Raw genomic sequence first — 20,494 nt, 5'->3', positions numbered from 1 at the left:
GGAATTGCTGATGTCTGATAACGAAAAAGCCTTTTACGCCCGCGCAACTGAGATCATTAAGCTAGCGAACCAGCAAAACCAGAACACCGAGATCCAAACCGGTGAGGTCAGCGCTTCCTTTATGTGGGCCGTCGCCCGCTACAACGCTTGGTTTGGCTCCACCAGTTTTGAAAGCAAGGAGCAAATGCAGTCCAAAAAGCAGGAAATGATGGACTATTATATGGAGCGCTATAAAGAGATGCTCGACGCCAATCTGGAAGATTATATTGAGAACTTCGACCACTACCGCGCAACACAGAAGTAACGACTTAAAAAATACCCCAATAACCTAAGAGTATTGGGGTATTTGACTTGCAATCTTGCTCATCCCTAATCCATTGCCCAAGCTGTATTACGTTAGCTTTGTGTTGGCTGCTTATCTGAACTTAGTTATGCATACCCGATCTTTTGCAATTTTTATTAGTGCAAAAGAAACCAACATGTGTGATATATGTTGAATTTTGTTTGAGTTTTTTAATCTTGATGTGTATAGTTTTCAGCTTCAAAATCATGGATAAAGGAAATATCATGAATCTCAATTATTTATATTTAAAAAATTGATTCGCAAGTACACTGTACCTATTGGTGTATTAATTTTTTTGGGAAATATAGCTTCTGCTAATGCTTGTGATGATGTCTTACCTAATACCACAAAAAAGGTAAGTGCGTATAGAGAAACTGCTTGTGTAAATATAAAAAATGTCAATTTAAATGATACATACTTTGTGGCTGACTCAAGTATAAAAAAAGATGGTGCCTATCGAATAAAAATTAAAAACAGTTCTGGCACTATCATTTTGGCTGAGGATATAAGTTTTGCAGCCAATCAATTTGTAATAGCAAAAAAACTAAACAATATATATAGCTCAGACATTTCAATTTCTTTACAACCATTAACTTCACTCGTAGATTACACATATACTGTTATTCATGATGAAAATATAACTACAGGCAGTACAACTATATATATAGGCCTACAGACTGTAAAAAGTAAAGCTCCAAGAGATCCTGTAGAACCTAGAATTCAATTAAATTCAACGTCATTTCAAATGCAGGCGGTCTCCTCTAGCTTATCAACTGCAATTAGCACCAGTAGCATTGGAGAAGCCGCACAGTGTAATGATGGTAATAGACCACCAACCACGGCTCCTGTTACTCAAACTGGAAACACCCCATTAAATGTGAACAATTTATTAAGAACATCAAAAGCATGGTCTCAAAAAATGGACCAAGCATTTCCACATGATATTGCTGCTGCTGTTTTTGCTCGTGCTTACGTGATGCATAAATATGGTGGCGCTTTAGATTTAACTCATGCTCAAAACACCGATTTTGTAGGTAGTTCGTCTATGGGTAACTTTTTATATGGTGCAAATTTAAGAGCAATGGGCATGTCAACTGATTACATTTTAAGTTTTTCCGCAGCCGCACAAGGTCAACACGGTATTGACGGTAGCTGGTTTAAAGGCGGGGTAAACTTTGTATTGAACACTGGTGATAATTCTGGTGACCCAGAAGAAGTCATGAGAGGTATCAAATATCACGATGAAGTTTTTGATAAGAATCAAAATGATTCTAATTTATTAAGCTGTTTAGATGATGAATCTATTGACTCATATCCAGAAGTAGCTGAAGAAGCGAATGACTCAGGATCAAATATTGGTTCTGGCGGTGGTGAGGGTTCTGGTGATTTGGGTAATAGTGGCGGATATTTAGGAAGCGGACCTTCAGGAGGAGAAGCATGGTGTTTAGTGCAAAGTGGTACAGTGAGATTTTGTTGGTATGTTGCAACTAAAAGACATTAACTGAGTTTAGAGGTATTTTCATGAAAAAAATGTTATTGCTAATTTTATTGATAATATCAGGTTGTTCACATCGTAATGTTACAGATGATGAAGTTATAAAACATTATTATGATAATTCGGTTCTGTATAATGAGCTAGCAAAGCAATCGTGTTCTCAATTTGAGGATCTTGCCAGTGGCGAAATCGTAGAGATTACCAGCAACGATAAGAAACACCCAATTATAGCTAATAATTTAAAACAACTAGAAAGAGATTCTATTTATATTAATCGGAGAGATGGAGAATGTCGATTACAACTCATTTATTTTGGTGAGGGTTTTTTTAATACAGCCACCGTATTCTATTTAAACTTCAACCTAAAAAACCCAAAATTATATGATGATAAAACTGATAAAGCTAGCATAAGAGATAAGATGAAACGCTATTATTTTGATATGCCACTATCAAATGGTTGGTACTTCTCCTATGAAACTTACTAACTAATCTACACTAAACGCCTTAGATGTAATTAATTTAGAGTGTCTAGTATTGAAATAAGTTGACACTTAGTTCCACCTAAAACGCCCGATGAGACTCATCAGGCGTTTTGTATTTTAGGGCCAAATGGAGCCATAGGAGAAAAGAGTCGAGAAAAGAGCGGACAGCCATAAATTTTGGTAAAAATGGTTATCTGATGTACACAGGGATTAACTCAATGAAGAGCTATCATGGAAGCGACCGTCCGAGGCTTAGCCGCTCTTAAGCTCTTTACCTCTAGGCTGACCAAATTGCCACCAACATTAGCTTAAAACGACTAGACTCATTGCTCGAGTGCGCTAGATCTGTCGAATGGCTTAATTCAGCTTTTTATCCTTCGCCGTTATCACTGCTGTCACTATCAGCCCAATTTGCTACGGTGCTCAATATGTTTACCCTGCACAGGGACAAACACCAGAAACACAAAAAGCAGATGAAGAAGCTTGCATTGCATGGGTAATCACACAAACAGGCTAGGCTCCCACCATGGCGACGGCGGCAGCAACAGAAAAACAAAGGGGCGGAGTGCTAAAAGGGACGGCCATTGCCTCTGGTGCCGCGGCCATGACAGATAATGATAAGAGTGCTGCCGCGCTGCGGGTGCCGTCGTTGGATTGGTAGGACAAAGATCGAGTAATCGCCGCGCCGAGAGAAATGCCGCGAAGGCCCAAGCCCAACAGTCACAAGCTACACCAACACCTGCCGCCGTAGAATTTGAAAAGCCAATGCCACCTGCTTAACAGGCAAAGGCTATGCGGTACAATAATGCGGCCATCACTGTTCCAATTGAATTGGGCATAGGTTCCCTTAAGGTAGACAGATCTACGCCTTTTTAAACGCTATGCTTTTTTAAACGCTATACATTTTTAAACACAAGTCACGCTAACTGCGCCTCCCACCTAAAGCTCTAGCTCCTAAAGCTCCTAAAGAGCGACCATCGAATCACTTGGTCTCTTTAACGGGTTAGCAATACGACTCAGTTAGTACATGTCTTTGTGATGCTGCAATCTACAACATTTATCTTTGCTTGCTGGGCATACTGCTCACGGGCAGCCTTGGCTTTGCGTTCTTCAACCTTATGCTGCACGGTTGCAATAAATGACTTATCAATTGTTTCAACGCCAAAGTAAGCAGAAACATCCTGGTAAATAAACCAAGATGCAGAAGCAACTAAACCGAAGATCAGCGGACGTAACATGATATCTAAACCTCAACAAGTGTATCAACCAGGTGACTATAGCTGAGGTTTTTAGTAAAGAAAACTGTCAATTTACTGGCTTGAAATCGTCAAATAAACAACTAATTTCAATAGGATACATAAAACCAAAATCCTTATACATCATCACTTTAGCTATTTCAAAACGAATCAACCCTCAAGGTGCCAAAAACCAATACTAAAGACATTAAAAGTAGCCTTATTTGACGGAGTTTATTGGACGCCAATAAATCATGCTTAGCTTAACTAATGTCAGAATACTGGCGATAAAATCAGCAATTTGTTTTTTTGACGTTTAAAATGCCCGAAAGAAAATACCAAAGGCACTGAAGATGGCAACAAACCATGAAAGGGATCTTAGGGTGCCCTTATTCGCAAGGTACAAAATGTGGTACACAAAACGTGCCGCGACATGGGTGATCGCGAGCCACTCGGCGGTGGGATCTACTTTGCCCGTAGCGATAACCACCAATACGGCGAGACCAAACACCAACAGCGACTCGAAGGCATTTTGATGCCCCGCTAAGGCGCGAGCACCAAACCCGGTTAACTGCGCCTGTTGAGTGCGAGGGTGGTTATTGTCATAGCCGCCCGCCTTTGCCATTGCCCAAGCGACGGGGCCCTTAGCGAGATAGGGCAATAACATGGCGATAAATAAGCAGATTAATAGGGTATTCATAGGGTGTCCTTATTTTTATTCATATTGTGAGTTATCTATTCTCTCGGCGGTTTTGCCAAAAGTAAAAAAGCCTACAAGGCGAGGTTAACGCGCACTATCCAAGGCATTACATAGGGCTTGAACACCGAGTAAGGCCCTAGGGGTCGCGCGGTGTAATAAATCGGCATTAATTTGAAAGATCTGTTGTTTTTTAACCGCTGGGATCTCTGGCCATTGACTCCAATCAATTCCCTTCACATTGCCTTCCTCTTGGCTTTGCAAAATCACCTCGGGCATTGTCAGTAACACATTTTCTAAACTCACCTGTGGGTAATCACTATCGGCAGCATAAAACACATTTTGCCCATGGCACACATCGATTATCTGCTGGATCCAACTGTTTTTAGAGACAGTCATCAAAGGTGTCGACCAGAGTTGGTAAAACACTTTAGGCTCAGTTTTTTTAGCATTTTCAAGGCGTAATGCCATAAGCTGCGCACGATAAGCCGCAGCGGCTTCCCTCGCCTCTTCAATATGGCCCGTTAATTGGCCTAACTCCTCAAGCTCCTTTGCAACCCCTTCTAAGGTTTTGGGATCGCTAGCATAAAGATTAAAGCCCAGCGTCTTCAATTGCTGAATATCTTCGTCCTTATTGCCCGAATCCCACACGACGATAAGATCGGGATTAAGTTCCAGCACTCGTTCTATCTGAATACCGTAATAACCGCCAATACGGGGAATGTGCTTGGCAGCCTCGGGATAATCGGCAAAATCGGTCGTGGCCAGTATGGCATCCCCTGCGCCGATGGCGTATAGCATTTCAACCGCATGGGGCGAGAGAGCAACAATGCGTTTAGCTGGCTGGGCCAACACATTGCTCGAACAGAACAGACATAGTCCTAAAAACAGTCCAATAGCACCTTGTTTATACATATTATTCCTTAACTATTTAATTTATCAGCTCAGTCGGCCAGCCATAGCGATCCAAGTAGGCTTGCAAATTTTTGGGCCGATATTGGGGATCTTGCTCCCAACGAACTTTTACCGAGCGATGCAATAATATAGGCGCTTTACTAGGATCGAGTGGACGTAAATAGGCCTGCTTTATGCGATAAAAATTACGCCGTGAATCATGTAGCGTCGCCAAAGGGTTGGGATGCAGGCTCGCCTTCAAATGGGGCTCAAGGCCTAAGTTAAATCGCTGTGCTTCATTTATCATCCACAGAAGCGCGTTGTCCGACAACAGGGAACCATCCCTATCGGGTTTATAGCTACCACCAATATTGCTATGGGCGCCCACAAACCACACCTGCTGCATATCCATATTTTCACGCACTTGCCAGATGGTCGGTTCAAAGTCACTGCGATGTTCATCTAGGGCTAAGGCATGGCGTGCAACGCGCACATTACGGCCGATTTTAGTGTCGTAGAATTCGTCTTTATCCTCGAAAAAACCTAAAAATGAGAGCGGAATACCCATAGCGCCAACCGTGTCCCACACCCCGACAAACTTTATCTCCCGCGACTCATGGCTATGCTTTTGCCTAAACTCAAGGGATTTATCGCCGCTTGGGGCAAATGGTGCACTACTTTTTTTGTAGTGATCAAAAGCCTGCTGGATAAGCCGGGCATCGGGGCGCTTGAGTATGCCGCAATTATTGATTAAGCCACACAGACAGCGCACTGTGTAGGCTCCACGACTAAAGCCAAACAGATAAATCTCATCGCCGGGGGAGTAGTTTTGCACTATGTAGCGGTAACCATCCATGATGTTTTTATGTAGCCCTCGCCCCGTTGCGCCGCCAATTACCTCATCGTAATAGGAGCCAACCCCCCAATCATAAAACACTTGCTGAGGTTTACCGTCGTCGGCAATCGGGCTTATCGCCCGCGCGAGGCGCAGCACATTGGTAGGGAAATCGACCTTAAGGTCTTTCTCGGGTCGATTCCAAGTGCCATCGGCACAGATCACAATACGTTTATTCATCGCATCATCCTTGAGTTACTTATGCCACTAAAGCTGTCGCTAGAACGCTAACGGATTTATCCCTGAAACAACAGCCCTAAATGCCCGATTTGACTCGCGGTGCGGCGTAACACATTCGCAAGACCAACTCGCCCGCTCACCCTAATAATCAAATCCTTGCTGCGCTTTTATGCCAGCTTCGAAGGCATGTTTTATCGGTTGTACTTCACTGACAGTATCGGCCAATTCGATAATGGCGCGATGGCAAGCGCGGCCTGTGATGATCACATGTTGCATGGGCGGACGATTTTTAAGTGCGCTGAGTACTCGCTCCACATCCAAATAATGGTAACTCACCATATAGGTCAGCTCATCGAGCATAAGGCAATCGATAGATTCGTCTTGCAGCAGTTTTTCGGCGGCTTCCCACGCAAGCTCGGCTGCGGCGGTATCTTTTTCTTTATCTTGGGTTTCCCAGGTAAAACCTGTACCCATCACATGAAATTCGACCCCTGCACTTTCGAGTAAATTACGCTCGCCACACTCCCAAGTGCCCTTGATAAACTGTACCACTGCGGCTTTTTTCCCATGGCCAACGGCGCGGGCAACCGTACCAAAACCTGAGGTCGACTTGCCTTTGCCATTGCCCGTAAGGACTAACAATATGCCCTTTTCGTCCTGGGCGGCGGCGATTTTGGCATCAACACCCGCCTTTAATTTCTGTTGGCGCGCCCTGTGGCGTTCGGCCTTAAGTTGCGTTTGTTCCTTATTCTGTTCCGTCATGCTGTTATTTTCGCTCTACTGTTTAAAAACGGCTAAATATCGCCAGCCAAAATGGCGTGCAATGTATGTATATCCAAATGCTCGGCAAGCACATCGGCTAAGCGGTCCAGTTGCTGCTCACGTATCTGATTGATATCAATTGCCTTAGCATCGTTTAATCCCGCCCATTGCAGAAGTAACTGACAGGCATCCGGGCTATCAAATAGCCCATGCAAATAGGTCCCCAAAATGTGTCCATCTTCGCTGACTATCCCATCGGCAAAACCGATCGCAGGTTCATGTAAGGTTGTCGATTCAGGGATTAACCGCAAGGGTGTATTCTTCTGTTCTAGCACTGGTGCAAGATAACGTGACTCGCCGCAGTGGATTTCATACCCCTGCACGGCAGCACTTTGTCCAAGCAAATTTAGCTTACCACTCATCCGCCACAACTGCTTTTCGGCCTTAAGTTCGGTGCTCAGCGGCAAGTAACCGAGCCCAGCTGTGTCGCCCGCGCGATCTTCTATGCCTAAGGGGTCAGCAATACTCTGCCCAAGCATTTGATAACCACCGCAAATACCTAACACTTTGCCACCATAGCGCAGGTGTTTTGCGATCTCTTTATCCCAACCTTGTTGGCGTAAAAAGGCCAAATCGGCGCGCACATTCTTACTGCCTGGCAGGATCAATAAATCGGCGGCAGGCAAATGAGCCACGGGATCCGCAGCCAAGGTTTGCAATGACACATAGTCAAAATCAATATCGGGATGCAGCCGCAGCGGATCAAAATCAGTATGATTGCTGATCCTAGGGTAGACCAATACCCGCACTGTTAAACGGCTGTTAGCGCCTTTAGTCGGCGTGTTGATTAGGGCATCTTCGGCATCCAAATGCAGATCCTGCAGATAGGGCAGCACGCCTAACACGGGCTTTTTGGTATAGGCTTCTAACCAATCAATCCCTGGTTGCAATAGGCTAATATCGCCTCGAAAACGATTGATCACAAAGCCCTTTACCCGCGCCTGTTCCGACTCAGATAACAGGGCTAGGGTTCCGACTAAATGGGCAAATACCCCGCCCTTATCGATATCGGCAATGATGATCACAGGGCAATCCACGGCTTCGGCAAACCCCATATTGGCAATATCGCCCTCGCGCAAATTGATTTCGGCCGGGCTGCCCGCACCTTCAACCACAATGGTTTGATACTGAGCCGTCAATCGCTCGAAGGAGTCAAGCACAGCCCCGAGTGCCATCGCTTTATAATCTTTAGATTTAGGGCCAAAAAAAGGCCGAGGCTTCCAGTGTCGTTAACGCTTTCCCTTGAACAATAATCTGCGCCCCCGTGTCCGAACTCGGCTTAAGCAGAATAGGATTAAAATCCGTATGGGGCGCGAGGTAACAGGCCGCAGCTTGCAATGCCTGTGCGCGGCCTATCTCGCCGCCATCGATTGTCACTGCGCTATTAAGCGCCATATTTTGCGGCTTAAAGGGCGCAACATTCACTTGCTCACGGGCAAACAGACGACAAATACCGGCCACTAGGGTACTTTTGCCCGCATCCGAGGTTGTGCCCTGCACCATCAGCACCTTAGCGCGGTGTTGGGCCAGTTGATTAAGTGCATCGGTACAGGCTTTGTCAGGGTTGGGAGAGGACATAGATTAACAACTGATTCTCGTTGACGAATATTAACCGAACAGCCAGATTGGCTTAGCTCACCTCAGCCAAGTCTATACTGCCTTTAAATGCTAAATGGGCTTTAATGCTAAGGGTAAACCCGCCACTACTAGGGTGACATTGTCGGCTAAGGCTGCCACGGCTTGATTGAGCCAACCCGCCTCGTCAACAAATTGCCGGCTTAACTCGCCTAAGGGCACTATGCCAGAGCCGACTTCATTGCCGATCAAAATCACCACCCCTTCGAGTTCGGCAAGGGAATCGATGAAAGCGGCTTTCTCTACTGACCAATTCGCCAGCGCGTCATTACCGGAGTTTGAGGTTGCAAAGTCTGTCGCGAAGTCCGTTGCAGCATGCCACTCGGTCGGTGCGGGTTCATCCATCTTGGCAGTAGAGGCGAGTAATTGATTGGTTAACCAAAGGGTTAAACAATCGACTAAAATAACCCTCCCCGGCCTTGCTAATCGTTTTAGCAGTGCCGTTAGGGCGAGTGGCTCCTCGAAGAGTTGCCACTCGATATCATCGCCTAAGCGTTCCTCTTGATGCATTGCGATGCGCGTTGCCATTTCAGCATCCAATGCCTGCGCCGTCGCCACATAACAGGCATCGAACCCCAGCGCAGTGTATTGGCGCACAAGGGATTCACCATAGCGGCTCTTGCCACTACGGGCACCGCCTAGGACTAAGTGGATCACAGAATGCTACCCACGACTAACAGCACAAAATAACACACTATTTCAGCTATTTGCTGCGCAGCACCTAAGGTATCTCCCGTATAACCACCAATCTGACGCCTAAAAATAACCACAAACAATCGACGTAAACCTATCATCACTAATAATAGGGACAGTGCGGCTAAGCCCTTAAGGAAAAGCAGCACTAGCACACCACTGGCGACGAGAATAAATAACTCGTTAATTCCTTGATGTTGCGATAATGGTTTAGACTTGCTGGTCTCATCGTCACGCACATACTTTTCAGTAAAGATAATACTGGCGGCGACCACGCGACTCACAGTATGCGCCACAATCAGTGCCGAGCCCGCGACCACAGGGTCATATAGCGCCAACTCAACCAACATTTGCCATTTAAGCAACAACACTAACATCAAGGCCAGAGCACCATAGCTACCAAGGCGCGAGTCTTTCATGATGCGTAGCTTGTCTTCGGCCGTCCAGCCCCCGCCAAAGCCATCGAAAGTATCGGCCAATCCATCCTCGTGGAATCCGCCGGTGAGTAAGACACCGGTCACCATAGCTAGGAGCACAGACACCCCTGCAGGCAACCAGTTCTGCGTCAGCCAAAATACGATGGCGCTTAACAGGCCGACCAACAAACCGACTAAACCAAAATAACGACTAGCCTTGTTTAATTTATCCGCATCGACCTCCACCCATTTGGGCATAGGAATGCGGGTAAAATAACCCATGGCAACTAAAAATAAATCTATCTCTTTGTGCCAGCTTTCGCGTTCTGACATAAAGCATCCTTAGTGAATTAACACTTGCTGCAAGGTTTAAGATTAAAACGGTTGGCTAAAAGTTATTATTTTAAAATAAGCGACTTAGCTGGCACACATCATACAACAGCCTCAATACCTGCATCACTAAAACTCGCCATTTCATTGTAAAAATTTACTGCGGCTTGGATCAGCGGTAATGCCAAGGCGGCGCCAGTCCCCTCACCTAATCTAAGGCCAAGGGACAACAGGGGCTTTGCCTGCAAAAAGGCCAACATGCGCTGGTGTCCCTGTTCCTCGGACTGATGGGCGAAAATTAAATAATCACGCACATTGGGGGCAATTTGTACTGCGACTAATGCCGCCGCTGTGGCGATAAAACCATCCACAACCACCAACATATTACGTTCGGCGGCGGCCAGCATGGCCCCTGTCATCTGCACTATTTCGAATCCACCGAGGCAGGCTAACACGGCCCTTGGACCCGTTAAGGCGCTTTGATGTTGTAACAGGGCCAACTCAACTAACATCAACTTACGTTCTAGGGTTTCACTGTTGATGCCCGTGCCACAGCCAACGCACTCAACCACATCAAGCTGCATGATTGCCGCCATAATTGCAGATGCTGCAGAGGTGTTACCTATGCCCATCTCGCCAAAGGCGACCAGATTACACCCGCTCTGGTGGTGGCGTTCAATTAAGTCCCGCGCCATGGCAAACCCTTTATCCACGGTTTCAAGCGCCATAGCGGGTTCTAAGTGAATAGCGCCAGTCCCTGCGCCAAGACGTTGATCGATAATGCCTTCAACACCTTCAACCGGCGTTAAAATACCGCAGTCAATGACTTCGAGCTTAAACCCCACCTGACGGCAGAACACATTGATCGCCGCACCGCCATGGGCAAAGTTTTGCACCATTTGGCGGGTCACTTCGCTGGGCGCAATCGACACACCTTCTGCCGCAATGCCATGATCACCCGCAAACACTAACAGAGTAGGATGGACTATTTTTAGCACATCAGTTTGTGGCTGCTCTGCGCCCTGTATACGAGCAATTTGCAATGCCAAGGATTCGAGCAGCCCAAGGGAGCCGGGTGGCTTAGTCTTAAGATCTATTTTCTGTTGAATCGTCTGATCTTGTACTTTGCTCACAGGGTTTATTTGAAACGAAACGGCTGATTGAGGCATTTACACTCCACTTGCTAAATCCAAATTGAATCACTACGACGCATCCCACGCCAATTTTCCATACGTCTTAAGCATTAAATTACATGGCCACTTTACGCCGACGCAGGATAAGCAAAAAGAAGAAACTCCCGAGGGCGGCGGTGATAATCCCCACGGGTAACTCTTGATTACCGAGCAAACAGCGGGCGAGTACATCTATCCACACCATAAATAATCCCCCCACCAACGCGGTTAGCACTATGGGCTGCTGTCCAGGAAATAGTAATCGTACCGTGTGGGGGATCATCAATCCCACAAAGCCAATACCGCCACAGGTCGCGACTAAAATCGCCGTAATCAAAGAGCAAAGCAGCAACATATTGAGCCGCAGTTTGGGCACGTTTACCCCCAAGGTATGGGCGGTTTCATCCCCGGCCTGTAATGCCATAATCTGCCGTTTCATCCCTAAAATAATCAACAGACTCGCGCCGACGACTAAAGTAGGCAAAATCAACAGCGGCCAACTGGCCTTCGCAAAACTGCCTAAACTCCAAAAAAGCACCGATGCCGTTGCCTGCGGGCTAGCAAAATACAATAACAAACTCGTCAAGGCGCCAAACATAAAAGAGGTCGCCACACCGGAAAGCAGCATACGCTCCACTTGACTGTTAAGCCCAAGTCCAGACAAGGCAAGTACAATCAGCACAGATAAACTGGCACCAATAAAGGCGCCAAAGGGCAAGCTAAACCAGAGTAAACCTGCAAATACCCCCGAACCACTGAAGATCCCCGCATTGGCGACAACCCCGGCGCTCTCAAATAAACCTGATCCTGTGAACAGGGTGAGCATAACGACCGCCCCAAAGGAGGCGCCTGAGCTAATACCGAATAAATAGGGATCGGCCAGTGGATTGCGGGTCACAGTTTGCAGCACACTCCCCGCAAGGGATAGACCCGCCCCCGCCACAAAGGCGAGCAAAATCCGTGGCAGCCTGAGCTCCATCACAATGCGCTCGGTGATGCCATTCGCATTCGTTGTGTTTAGCGTGTCAAAACTCTGGGATAACTTACTGATAACCACATGTAATACATCTAAAAAACTAATAGTTGCCGCCCCAAAACTCGCCGCGGCTATTGGCGTTAATATCCCTAGGATCACTAATCCTAGGATCAACCATTGCTGTTGAGTTAACGGTGTTAAAATACGATTCATCATATTGCCGAGCATATGCGTCATTGCCTGTTTCATTCATCCCCCTTAAGTCCGCAGGGGTAGAGTTCGGGGAGTTGCGACTCGTGTAAGATCTGCTGCTTTTGGTAACCATAGAAGTAACTGATCAAAGGATTGCCATGTTGAGGATGACGCGATACCTGCGCGCAGACACCAAAGACATCGCCGATACGCGCCTCGGTTAACACCTCGGTCGGCGTGCCAATAGCACTCACAGCCCCCTTATCGAGCAATAACAAACGGTCACACAGGGCACTGGCTAAATTGAGATCATGAATTGAGGCTATTACGCTAATGCCAAGGCTCCTTACTAATTCAAGGATTTGGATCTGATAACGCACATCTAGATGATTGGTTGGCTCATCCAAAATGAGCAATTGTGGTTGTTGGACTATGGCGCGTGCGATCAGGGCTCGCTGTTTTTCGCCGCCGGACAAACGCTCATACTGTTGGTGTAGTTTGTGGCTTAGACCCACCTTTTCCAGAGCCTTAGCAATCCTTTGCCTGTCACAGCTAGAATTGGTATCGAACATGCCCTTATGGGGCGTTAATCCCATCGCCACCAATTGCTCGGTCGTCATATCAAAATAATGGGGCGTATCCTGCTGTACAACGGCAACTTTGCAGGCGAAAGTCTTGGGCGATAGCTGCTCAATATTTTGATTAAAAAGGCTAATACTGCCATGGGTTGGGCGCACAAAACGGTAAATACAACGCAGCAGACTCGACTTGCCCGCACCGTTGGGGCCAATAAGCCCCAGCATCTGGCCAGTTTGCAAAGCAAAATTAATATCCGCGAGAATGGTTTTACCCTCGATAACCCAGCTCAAATCACTCACCTTGAGTGCGGTATCTGGGATAGAGGTTTTCATTGGCTGTAATTGGGACGGCTTCACTGAGACAAAACCCCCGCGTAAAAACAAACCGTTGCCCAAAAGGCCGATATATTGATCATCATATTCTGCTCCCTCGAGTTACCCGCTCGAGAACTAAAGCTGCACGCAGCGATAACAGCAATAGGCAGGTCTCCTGACTTGTAGGGGAAGAAGGCTTTAGGTTCTTCTTTTACTACTCACAGTTGCGGGTACAGTTCGGGCTGGCTGACAGAGCGCCCCGATTCCCTATTATGTATGGGTTGATATACGCATGGAATATCTGCCTTTTTCACCATACGGCGCAGTAGCAAAATATCCAAGGGTAGATTCCCAACACCTATTGCTGCGATATTTCTGCTTAAGCAGAAACATCAAGAAAATGCATTATCCTATATCTAGCTTGTAAGGCAATGCCGTTTAAATGATAAAACGCTGATATTGATTGTGCTAACAGGATCTCCCACATCAAGTACACCTTGACATGGCACCGGGCCAGTCTAAACGCCAATAACGCTCACCGAACGCATCTTCGAGCACATTGATGCCAACCACAGCGGCCTCTGGCAGTGTCAATTGGCTATAAAAACCCTGCACCTGCACCGCGCCAAGCGCCCTTGCCATTAAATGACGGAGCACACCACCATGGCTAATGACCCAAATAGTGGCCGTTTGGGCGGCACTCGATTCGACGCTTAGCATTTTGCTTAACTCAGTAGGGGCAGCTTGATTATCCTGTATCATTTGAGCAAAGGCTTGGTCCAAAATGCCCTCGATGGCAGCATTAACCCTCTGCTCAAAACTCGCCATGGATTCCCCTTGGGGTGGCGGTGCTAACCATGGATTTTGCCAATAGGCCGCTAACCGTTCACCCTCTTGCTGGTATAGCTCCTCGAATGTACGCCCATCCCAATCTCCAAAATCGAGTTCCTGCAAGCTATCAAGCAAGGTGACGCTCAAGGGGTTAGGGACATTCAAATGCTGATCCTTCACGACCACAGAGCCGGCAAATGCCTTAGCAAATTCGGCGCAGCGCCGCGAGGTTGAGCTATAAATCCCATGGCGAATTCCCGGCTGTGCCTCTGCGGCCGCCGACATTTGTTGCCACCCCTTTGCGCTCAGCGGCACATCCACACGCCCCCGTAAAATGGAGCCACCTTCGCACTCACCGTGGCGCAACAGTAATAAGCGAACTTGTCTCATATCTGCCTTTAAAAACTTAAGTGCTAAAGCCTAGGGCCTAGGTGCTAGGAACCAAAGCTAATGCCTAGGGCCTAGATTCTAGATTCTCGATTCTCGATTCTAATGACTTTGACTTTGACTTTGACTTTGACTTTCATCTTGCCCTGACAATCCGATGTCGCGTATTATGGACGTCTATACGTTTAAATGTCCAAAACAAAACGCCCGACATCCAATAATAAAATGCAATTTGCCACAGGATTGCGTACTTTGGACTCAACTTAGCTGTAGTAAAGGTAATCATTTTATGGCGATATCTACCCATCGAGCCAGCCAAATACTGGCAGACATTCGCAACCAGTTGTCCAAGCGCATTCTGATCTTAGACGGTGCCATGGGCACTATGATCCAAGGCTACAAACTGGAAGAAGAGGATTATCGCGGCGAACGTTTTAAGGATTGGCATACCGATGTCAAAGGCAATAACGATCTATTAGTCTTAACTCAGCCACATATCATCAAACAGATTCACACCGACTACCTAAACGCCGGTGCCGACATTATTGAAACCAACACCTTTAACGCCACGACTATCGCCATGGCCGACTACGATATGCAGTCGCTGTCCGCCGAGATTAACCGCGAGGGTGCCCGCCTCGCCCGCGAGGCCTGTGATGAAATCGCCGCAGCCACGGGAATTCCGCGCTACGTCGCCGGAGTGTTAGGGCCCACTAACCGCACTTGTTCGATAAGCCCAGATGTGAACGACCCAGGTTATCGTAACGTCAGTTTCGATGAGTTAGTGACCGCTTACAAAGAATCCACCAAAGCGCTGATCGAAGGCGGCGCGGATATCATTATGGTTGAAACCATTTTCGATACCTTAAACGCCAAGGCCGCACTGTTTGCGATTGAATCTGTATTTGATGACCTATTTGGTCAGCATTCCAACGACAGATTACCCATAATGATCTCGGGCACGATTACCGATGCCTCAGGCCGCACATTAACAGGCCAAACGACCGAAGCTTTTTACAATTCCCTGCGCCATATCAAGCCCTTATCTATCGGCCTTAACTGCGCACTCGGGCCAAAAGAACTGCGTCCCTATGTGGAGGAACTCTCCCGTATCGCCGAGTGTTATGTGTCGGCTCACCCAAACGCAGGCCTGCCAAACGAGTTTGGCGGCTACGATGAAACCCCTGAGGATATGGCCAACGTTATCGAAGATTGGGCACGTGAGGGCATGCTCAATATTATCGGCGGTTGCTGTGGTAGCACGCCTGAACATATTCGCGTTATTCGTCAAGCGGTTGAAAGATATAGCCCTAGAACATTACCCGACATCCCCGTCGCCTGTCGTCTTTCGGGTTTGGAACCACTCACTATCGACGCCCAGACCCTATTCGTTAACGTGGGTGAACGGACCAACGTCACGGGCTCGGCCAAGTTTTTAAAGCTTGTCAAAGAAGGCAAGTTTGAGCAGGCACTCGATGTCGCCCGCGAGCAGGTCGAGAGCGGCGCGCAGATCATCGATATCAACATGGACGAAGGCATGCTCGATGGCGTGGAGATCATGCACAAGTTTTTAAACTTGATTGCCTCCGAGCCCGATATCAGCCGCGTACCTATTATGATCGACTCCTCTAAATGGGAAGTGATTGAAGCTGGCCTCAAATGCATTCAAGGCAAGGGCATAGTTAACTCGATTTCCCTCAAAGAAGGCGAAGCCAAATTTATCGAACAGGCGACCCTAGTCAAACGCTACGGCGCCGCGGCCATTATCATGGCCTTCGACGAGCAAGGTCAGGCCGACACTAAGGCCCGCAAGATAGAGATATGTACCCGCGCCTACCGCGTGCTGGTCGATAAGGTCGGCTTTCCACCAGAAGACATCATCTTCGACCCGAACATTTTTGCCATCGCCACGGGTATCGATGAGCATGACAACTATGCCGTCGATTTTATTGATGCCATTAAAGAGATTAAAGCCACCCTGCCCCATGCGATGATCTCGGGCGGCGTGTCGAACGTGTCGTTCTCTTTCCGTGGTAATAACCCAGTGCGTGAGGCGATCCACGCGGTATTCCTCTACCATGCCATCAAAGTCGGCATGGATATGGGTATAGTTAACGCCGGCCAATTAGCGATTTACGATGATATCGACCCTGAGCTTAAAGAGCGGGTTGAAAATGTCGTACTCAACCTGCCCTGCCCGGTTGAGGGGTCGAGCAACACTGAGCAGTTACTTGAAATTGCAGAAAAATTCCGCGGTGACGGCTCCACAGGAGCCAAAAAAGAAGATTTAGAATGGCGCTCATGGCCAGTCAACGAACGTTTAGCCCACGCGCTGGTGAAAGGCATTACCGAATTTATCGATGAAGATACCGAAGCCGCCCGCCAAGGAGCATCGCGTCCGCTGGATGTGATCGAAGGCCCGCTGATGGACGGCATGAATATCGTCGGCGACCTGTTTGGCTCGGGTAAAATGTTCCTGCCGCAGGTGGTTAAGTCGGCGCGGGTGATGAAAAAGGCCGTGGCCTACCTCAATCCGTTTATTGAAAAGGAAAAGGTCGCAGGCCAGTCTAACGGCAAGATTTTGATGGTGACGGTTAAGGGCGACGTGCACGATATCGGCAAAAATATTGTCGGCGTGGTGCTGGCCTGTAACGGCTTTGAGGTATTCGATTTAGGTGTGATGGTCTCGGTGGAGCGGATTCTCGAGGCGGTGAAAGAGCACAATATCGACATTATCGGCATGTCCGGCCTTATCACCCCAAGCCTAGATGAGATGGTCCACAACGTAAAAACCTTCCACCGTGAGGGCTTAACCATCCCCGCCATTATCGGCGGCGCGACCTGCTCGAAAATCCATACCGCGGTCAAAATTGCGCCCCATTATCCCCATGGCGCCATCTATATTGCCGACGCCTCCCGCGCCGTGCCTATGGTGAGCAAACTGGTGAATAACGAGACCCGCCAAGCCACAATCGATGAAACCTACGCCGAGTACGATGATATGCGCACTAAGCGTTTATCCCAGGCCAAGCGCAAAGAAATAGTGTCACTCGAAGCGGCGCGCGATAACCGCTGCCAACACGATTGGGCCAATTACACCCCGTTCACACCTAAGGTGCTCGGCCGCCAAGTGTTTGAAGATTATCCATTAACCGATTTAGTCGACCGTATCGACTGGACACCGTTTTTCCGCGCCTGGGAATTACACGGCCATTACCCCGAGATCTTAACCGACAAAGTGGTGGGCGTTGAGGCGCAAAAACTGTTCGCCGATGGTCAGGCCATGCTTAAAAAAATCATCGAGGAAAAATGGCTCACCGCCAAGGGCGTGATTGGGCTGTTCCCCGCCAATACCGTCAACTTTGATGATATTGAGTTGTATACCGATGAGTCACGCACCGAAGTCGAAATGACCACCCATCATCTTAGGATGCAGCTTGAGCGGGTCGGTAACGATAACTTCTGTCTCGCCGACTTCGTTGCGCCCAAAGACAGCGGCGTCGCCGACTATATGGGCGGCTTTGCTGTGACCGCAGGCCATGGGATTGATGAGCATGTAGCGCGTTTCGAGGCCAACCATGACGACTACAATGCCATTATGCTCAAGTGCTTAGCCGACCGTTTAGCCGAAGCCTTTGCCGAGCGGATGCACGAGCGCGTGCGTAAGGAGTTTTGGGGTTATGCCGCCGATGAGCAATTGGATAACGAAGCCTTAATCCGCGAGAAATACAAAGGTATTCGTCCGGCACCGGGTTACCCCGCCTGCCCGGATCACACCGAAAAGGGCCTGTTGTGGGAGCTGTTAAAGCCGAATGAAACCATAGACCTGAACATCACCGAAAGCTACGCCATGTTCCCCACGGCGGCGGTATCGGGTTGGTATTTTGCCCACCCTAAATCCCGCTATTTTGGTGTAAGTAATATCGGCCGCGATCAGGTGGAGGATTACGCCAAGCGTAAGGGGATGACAGTCGCAGAAACGGAGAAGTGGCTGGCGCCAGTGTTGGACTATGACCCTGAGTAATCAGGATCGGACTTACGCTAACGCGGTTTGAAAAGCTGATTCAAACTTCGTTTGAATTTATAAGTCAAAATCAAAGTCGTGGAATTCCATTCCACACCAGGGCAAGAAGGGGATCAACAGCAATCCCCCTCTTGCATCTTAGTTACCAAGAGTCCTTGCCGAACAACATCCATGTTTAACTGCCAGTTCGCCATCCATGGCTCTCGTTCGTAACTCTGCTACGCAGCACTCACCCTAGCGAAGTTACATGCATTAGAGACTGGCCTTGGTCTTATGGATAAATTGCTATCGCTTCCGATGGTTCCGCTTTACATCAATGTAAAGCCATCCAGTTCGGCAGTCCCAGCCTCTCGCTCATAAGCGCGAAAATCACCAATTTCCATTCGCCCCTTCCCCGAAAGCTACGCAGACGTCCTGTCTGCGTCACGCGCCATTCTTTCAATAAATAGTCTTCAACGCCATTCAGCAACTTCGCAGGGGATAGGTGAACTTCTGCTGATTTTGTGTTGTTCGCTAGCCATGCAAAGCAAACCGAATAATGTTTACTACCAATTTTAGAAATTTAACAATGGGTGGCTCGTTAAAACTTTGTTATACGATTTTAGCTTAAACAAAGAATAACCTCTGTTTGAGCGTTTTCATGAGTTAATTTTACAGGCTTTTGTAGACCTAAATGCAGCCAGTGTAGAAAGCCAACAAGGATTTCAAATTTACTTTAGATATCAATATCTTTCGGTGATAAATCTAACTCTATTTCCGATTCTATGAAAAAATGGCAATTTATCCAAATACCATTCTCTATAGCAATTCCAAGGGTTGTTGGTTCAGTTTCTTGCAACTGCTTAATTTCGGCAAAAGACTTTGGCAAAGCTACAACGTTCTGACCATGTGTAAAGCTTAACTGATAACCCGAATCAGGTAGATTGCGTAAAAAGAGATTCCAAACGGACTCATTGATATCTTCAATATAGATATCTCTCAACGAACCTTCTGGCTCAAAATTGGCTCAAAATCTTTTTTTACATCAATCCATTCTTTCATATTGGTTTCGTATAATGCTCGCCTCAACTGCCGTAGGCTACTGGCGCCTTTTGTGCGTTTTTTGCACAAAAGGAGACAGTGGCCGGAGGTCTGATTGCAGGCGCTTGTTATGGCATCTGACTTACAGGTTTCAAAAGCTTGTAGCCGCACTCTATTAAGTGATGATTGACTCCAAGCACAGACTCATCAAATACTTCATCACTCTCATCAAAAGACGCAGCCACAATGCCTTGAATATTTCGCTGTTTAGAGATAGTCGTCAAAAGTGCATTTACACTTGTAACTCCCATTGAATGCTGACCTGGCTCATCCAAAAGAACTAATCCTGGGTGATTCCCGCCTAACTCTTCTGAAGCTGTATATACTGCTAGTAAATAAGCCCAGATAAGCCTCACAAAGTCACTTGCTGAAGAATCAGATTTTATATCCGTATTTACTTCCCTCAACTCCAGCCCTGCCAAGTATGGAAATAATGTGTCTCTATTTATTTCTATATCTGAAGTTGGCGCACTCTTATAGCCAAAAATGTTTGCATAGCTTCGGAAATGATTCTGAAATTTATTATACTTTTTGATATCCTCAATAGATGATTTCCGTTCCGGCAAGCCTGCTAACTTGGCCTTAACATTCCGAAGCTCATTACTGATATTTACTAATTTGTCGACTGAGCTATCTATGAATTTTTCCGCTTTCAAGAGGTTTTCTACTTTAAGCTCAAGTTGTAGCCTAACTCTTAAATCAGTCTCTTCTGCACTGCCAGATAATCGTATCTGCCTCTTAAAACTCATGCATACTGCACGTTTATCAGAAACATTTTCTGAATATTCACGTGCTTGTGACTCTAATTTTCTAATTGTTTTT

General features: G+C 47.2%; 18 protein-coding genes, 1 pseudogene and 1 riboswitch. Of the genes and pseudogenes, 5 read left to right on the top strand and 14 right to left on the bottom strand.

Going from position 1 to position 20,494, the window contains the following annotated elements; genetic code table 11:
- The first annotated feature begins 10 nt into the window (after positions 1–10).
- The 4 genes from SOHN41_RS02535 (at position 11) to SOHN41_RS20485 (ending at position 2,981) form a co-directional block, all read left to right on the top strand.
- Positions 11–304 carry a DUF3144 domain-containing protein gene (locus SOHN41_RS02535; protein WP_007645221.1) on the top strand — a complete coding sequence of 98 codons (294 nt, stop codon included), beginning with the start codon at positions 11–13 and terminating at the stop codon, positions 302–304.
- 334 nt (positions 305–638) lie between these two features.
- On the top strand, positions 639–1,844 hold the full coding sequence (locus SOHN41_RS02530) for a polymorphic toxin type 44 domain-containing protein (RefSeq protein ID WP_007645217.1): 1,206 nt from the start codon (positions 639–641) through the stop codon (positions 1,842–1,844).
- Between the two features lie 20 nt (positions 1,845–1,864).
- The gene (locus SOHN41_RS02525) at positions 1,865–2,323 is read left to right on the top strand and encodes a hypothetical protein (protein ID WP_007645215.1); all 459 of its coding nucleotides are present in this window, start codon (positions 1,865–1,867) and stop codon (positions 2,321–2,323) included.
- Positions 2,324–2,846: 523 nt separating this feature from the next.
- Positions 2,847–2,981 carry a hypothetical protein gene (locus tag SOHN41_RS20485; RefSeq protein ID WP_007645214.1) on the top strand — a complete coding sequence of 45 codons (135 nt, stop codon included), beginning with the start codon at positions 2,847–2,849 and terminating at the stop codon, positions 2,979–2,981.
- Between the two features lie 355 nt (positions 2,982–3,336).
- On the opposite strand, the gene SOHN41_RS02520 is transcribed toward SOHN41_RS20485, so the two are convergent.
- The 12 genes and pseudogenes from SOHN41_RS02520 to SOHN41_RS02465 form a co-directional block, all read right to left on the bottom strand.
- Complete coding sequence (locus SOHN41_RS02520; protein WP_007645213.1) at positions 3,337–3,558, bottom strand: hypothetical protein; 222 nt, start codon at positions 3,556–3,558, stop codon at positions 3,337–3,339.
- 313 nt (positions 3,559–3,871) lie between these two features.
- A complete protein-coding gene (locus SOHN41_RS02515) occupies positions 3,872–4,255 on the bottom strand; it encodes an MAPEG family protein (RefSeq protein WP_007645212.1) in 384 nt (127 codons plus the stop codon).
- Between the two features lie 84 nt (positions 4,256–4,339).
- The gene (locus SOHN41_RS02510; protein ID WP_007645211.1) at positions 4,340–5,167 is read right to left on the bottom strand and encodes a cobalamin-binding protein; all 828 of its coding nucleotides are present in this window, start codon (positions 5,165–5,167) and stop codon (positions 4,340–4,342) included.
- 16 nt (positions 5,168–5,183) lie between these two features.
- Entirely contained in the window at positions 5,184–6,221 is a 1,038-nt protein-coding gene (locus tag SOHN41_RS02505) for a DUF2235 domain-containing protein (RefSeq protein ID WP_007645210.1), read from the bottom strand.
- A gap of 141 nt (positions 6,222–6,362) precedes the next feature.
- Positions 6,363–6,983, bottom strand: coding sequence for a cob(I)yrinic acid a,c-diamide adenosyltransferase (gene cobO / locus SOHN41_RS02500; RefSeq protein ID WP_007645209.1), 621 nt, complete (start codon positions 6,981–6,983; stop codon positions 6,363–6,365).
- 32 nt (positions 6,984–7,015) lie between these two features.
- Positions 7,016–8,621: pseudogene (locus SOHN41_RS02495) on the bottom strand (cobyric acid synthase).
- 90 nt (positions 8,622–8,711) lie between these two features.
- The gene (cobU, locus tag SOHN41_RS02490; RefSeq protein ID WP_007645202.1) at positions 8,712–9,335 is read right to left on the bottom strand and encodes a bifunctional adenosylcobinamide kinase/adenosylcobinamide-phosphate guanylyltransferase; all 624 of its coding nucleotides are present in this window, start codon (positions 9,333–9,335) and stop codon (positions 8,712–8,714) included.
- On the bottom strand, positions 9,332–10,120 hold the full coding sequence (locus tag SOHN41_RS02485; RefSeq protein WP_007645201.1) for an adenosylcobinamide-GDP ribazoletransferase: 789 nt from the start codon (positions 10,118–10,120) through the stop codon (positions 9,332–9,334). The genes cobU and SOHN41_RS02485 overlap by 4 nt, the downstream gene beginning before the upstream one ends.
- Before the next feature lie 98 nt (positions 10,121–10,218).
- The gene (gene cobT / locus SOHN41_RS02480) at positions 10,219–11,286 is read right to left on the bottom strand and encodes a nicotinate-nucleotide--dimethylbenzimidazole phosphoribosyltransferase (protein ID WP_007645200.1); all 1,068 of its coding nucleotides are present in this window, start codon (positions 11,284–11,286) and stop codon (positions 10,219–10,221) included.
- A gap of 79 nt (positions 11,287–11,365) precedes the next feature.
- On the bottom strand, positions 11,366–12,478 hold the full coding sequence (locus SOHN41_RS02475; RefSeq protein WP_086017337.1) for a FecCD family ABC transporter permease: 1,113 nt from the start codon (positions 12,476–12,478) through the stop codon (positions 11,366–11,368).
- 32 nt (positions 12,479–12,510) lie between these two features.
- Positions 12,511–13,368 carry an ABC transporter ATP-binding protein gene (locus SOHN41_RS02470; RefSeq protein WP_083820719.1) on the bottom strand — a complete coding sequence of 286 codons (858 nt, stop codon included), beginning with the start codon at positions 13,366–13,368 and terminating at the stop codon, positions 12,511–12,513.
- A gap of 129 nt (positions 13,369–13,497) precedes the next feature.
- A riboswitch (cobalamin riboswitch) is annotated at positions 13,498–13,659 on the bottom strand.
- A 177-nt stretch (positions 13,660–13,836) separates the two neighbouring features.
- A complete protein-coding gene (locus SOHN41_RS02465; protein WP_007645194.1) occupies positions 13,837–14,571 on the bottom strand; it encodes a histidine phosphatase family protein in 735 nt (244 codons plus the stop codon).
- A gap of 286 nt (positions 14,572–14,857) precedes the next feature.
- On the opposite strand from SOHN41_RS02465, the gene metH reads away from it, so the two are divergent.
- Entirely contained in the window at positions 14,858–18,592 is a 3,735-nt protein-coding gene (gene metH, locus SOHN41_RS02460; protein ID WP_007645192.1) for a methionine synthase, read from the top strand.
- Positions 18,593–19,307: 715 nt separating this feature from the next.
- On the opposite strand, the gene SOHN41_RS02455 is transcribed toward metH, so the two are convergent.
- On the bottom strand, positions 19,308–19,574 hold the full coding sequence (locus tag SOHN41_RS02455; protein ID WP_007645191.1) for a hypothetical protein: 267 nt from the start codon (positions 19,572–19,574) through the stop codon (positions 19,308–19,310).
- Between the two features lie 166 nt (positions 19,575–19,740).
- Entirely contained in the window at positions 19,741–20,421 is a 681-nt protein-coding gene (locus SOHN41_RS19585; protein ID WP_007645190.1) for a hypothetical protein, read from the bottom strand.
- Between the last annotated feature and the right edge of the window lie 73 nt (positions 20,422–20,494).

The sequence above is a fragment of the Shewanella sp. HN-41 genome (assembly GCF_000217915.1).
Lineage (GTDB): Bacteria > Pseudomonadota > Gammaproteobacteria > Enterobacterales > Shewanellaceae > Shewanella.
This window is presented reverse-complemented; position numbering and strand designations above follow the sequence as displayed.